Raw genomic sequence first — 3036 nt, forward strand, 5'->3', positions numbered from 1 at the left:
CCAGTGGCCTGCTGGTCAAGGTGGGCGACGACGACGACGCGGAAACCCTGCAGGCCGCGCTGGAGCCACACGGCGCGCAAGCCGCCTTCTATTACCGCCGGCTCATCATCGAGGACCTGATCCCGCAGCCCGTGCCCTGACCGGGCGAGCAGCATGCACCGGACTGACCGGCAAGGCACCTTGGACTTTTGGCGCCCCTGCCGATATTAGTTCGCCATGGCCTGCCTCACTGCGTCGTCTGCCGGATGCGCCCCTCTCGCGATGGGGACGCCGGGCATGGCCTTCCCGCAGGGCTGGCGCCGCCCGCCACCGAACATCGGCATTCCTTCCTGGTGACTGCATGGACACGCCGACTCCCCTGCAAGGAAACCGTCGGCGCCCGTGGACGTCCGGCCTCACCGGCCCCTTCATTGCGATCCTGATCCTGCAGGCCGTCGTGGCCTCCGCCAGCCTGTATGTGCTGTCCACCGTGCGCGCGTTCGTCGCAGGCGAGAGCCAGTGGACCAAGGGCCAGAAGGACGCCATCCACCACCTGGGCCAATACGTCGCCACGGGCGAGGGGCGCTTGTACGAGCAGTTCCAGCAGGCCTTGCAGATTCCCCTGGCCGACCGGGAGGCACGGTTGCTCATCGAGGCCCCCGAGCCCGATCTGGCCGGCGCCCGCGACGCGTTCCTGCGCGGCGGCAACCACCCGAGCGACGTGACGGGGCTGATCTGGATGCTCCACCTGTTCCGGGACCACGACATCCTGCGCGAGCCCATCCGGCACTGGATGCTGGGCGACGAATACCTGCAGCGGCTGGACGCCCTGTCGCGCGAGATCCGTGCCGGCTATGTGGCCGGGGGCGTGACGCCCGACATGGTGCAGCGCTGGCAGCGTCAGGTCGATGAGATCGACGTCGGCGTCACGCCGGCCGCCACCGACTTCAGCGCGGCGATGGGCGACAGCTCGCGGCGCATCATGGGGTGGCTCCTGTGGCTGAACGTGGCCACGGTGCTTGCGCTGATCGCCCTGACCCTGGCGCACACCCGCCAGTTGATGGGACAACGCCGCCAGGTCGAGGCCACGCTGGAGGCCGAGCGCGAACAGGCGCATACCACCCTGGCGGCCATCGGCGACGGCATCGTCACCACCGATCTGCACGGCAACGTGCGCTACATGAACCCCGCCGCGGAAAGCCTGCTGGCCCGCGCCGGCCAGGACAGCCTTGGGATGCCGCTGGCGCAACTGCTGCACACGGGCCCCCCAGACGGCGCCAAGGCCACCGGCAGCGCCGAGCCACCCGCCACCCACGGCAGCAGCATCACCCAACTGCTCGAGCGCGCGCTGCACGGCACCGTCGGGCTGCACGACGAACACCCGCACCGCATCGTGCGGCCGGACGGCAGCACGGTGCCCGTCACTTTGGTGGGATCGCCGCTGATGAACCAGGGCCATTTGGCCGGCGCCGTGCTGGTGCTGCACGACGTGACGCGCGAGCAGCAGTATCTGGAGCAGCTTGCGTGGCAGGCCAGCCACGACACGCTCACCGGCCTGGCGAACCGGCGCGAGTTCGAGCGGCGCCTGGGCCAGATGCTGGCGCGGCCGCGGTCCTCCGAGGTGGCGGGCGCGCTGCTGTACATCGATCTGGACCAGTTCAAGGTGATCAATGACACCTGCGGCCACCCCGCGGGCGACGAGATGCTGCGCGAGGTCTGCCGCATGCTGCAGCGCGGCCTGCGAGAGGGCGACACGCTGGCGCGGCTGGGCGGGGACGAGTTCGGTGTGCTGCTGCACGATTGCCCCCAGGAGGTGGCCGAGCGGATCGCCGAGCAGATCCGCCACCATGCGCAGGAGCTGCGGCTGCCCTGGGGTGCCCGCACCCTGCGCACGGGCCTGAGCATCGGTCTCGTGCACCTGACGGCCGACCTCACCAGCCTGCAGGAGGTGCTGCGCGTGGCCGACATGGCCTGCTACGGCGCCAAGGAGCGCGGGCGCAACACGGTCTATGTCTACCAGCCACAGGACGCGGCCATGTCGCGCCACCTGGACGACATGCACTGGGTGCAGCGCATTCGCCAGGCGCTGGAGCAGGAGCAGGACCACTTCCAACTCTACATGCAGGAGATCGCCCCGCTGCGGGCGCCGAACGATGGCGGCATTCATGTGGAGGTGCTGCTGCGCCTGCAGGGGGACGGCGGCCAGGCGATCTTCCCTGGCGAATTCGTGCCAGCCGCAGAGCGCTTCGGCCTCGCACAGGCCCTGGACCGGTGGGTGGTCGAGCACACCTTTGCCGCACTGGCCGAGCGCCGCCGGCAGCAGCCGCAGGAGCGCCCCATCACGCTGTGCGCCATCAACCTGTCCGGCACCAGCGTGGGCGACGAGAGCCTGCTGGAGTACCTGCGCGACCAGATGGCCCGCTACGGCGTGCAGGCCAACCAGCTGTGCTTCGAGGTGACCGAGACCGCGGCCATCGCCCACCTGCCCAACGCGATCCGCCTGATCCGCGAGCTCAAGCAGCAGGGCTGCCATTTCGCGCTGGACGACTTTGGCGCGGGCATGTCTTCGTTCACCTACCTGCGGCATCTGCCGGTGGACTATCTCAAGATCGACGGCGCCCTGGTGCGCGACATGCTGGAGGACCCGGCCAACCGGGCGATGGTGGAGATGGTCAACCACATCGGCCACGTGATGGGCAAGCAGACGATCGCCGAGTTCGCCGAGACGCCGGCCATCGTGGAGGCGCTGCGCGCCATGGGCGTGGACCATGCACAGGGCCATGCCATCAGCCGCCCGGAGCCGATGCCACGGGCCGCCGTCCAGGGCACCGCCCCGGCAGGCGGGCTGGGCGCGGCGGCGCCGGAGGGCTCAGCGCCCCTTGCGGAACGTTTTACCGGAAGGGGTCCCGCCGGCGGGCTTGCCGGCTAGGCCGGCGCGGGGCGGCAGGCCGGTGTGCTGGGTCAGCATGGCGGCCGGCCACGGGCTGCTGCGCGGCCTTGTTGAACGCCACGCCCTTGGCCGGCGTGCCTTGCGTTGTGGCGCCACCGGGGCCACGG

The 3036-nt window shown here is 70.4% G+C and carries 1 protein-coding gene; it reads left to right on the top strand.

From position 1 onward, the window contains the following. Positions 1-340 precede the first annotated feature (340 nt). Positions 341-2908 (top strand): EAL domain-containing protein, encoded by a 2568-nt coding sequence (locus tag AC27KI_RS21870; protein WP_487115803.1) that lies wholly within the window; start codon positions 341-343, stop codon positions 2906-2908. Positions 2909-3036: the final 128 nt, after the last annotated feature.

The sequence above is a fragment of the Acidovorax sp. KPB24-03 genome (assembly GCF_057546605.1).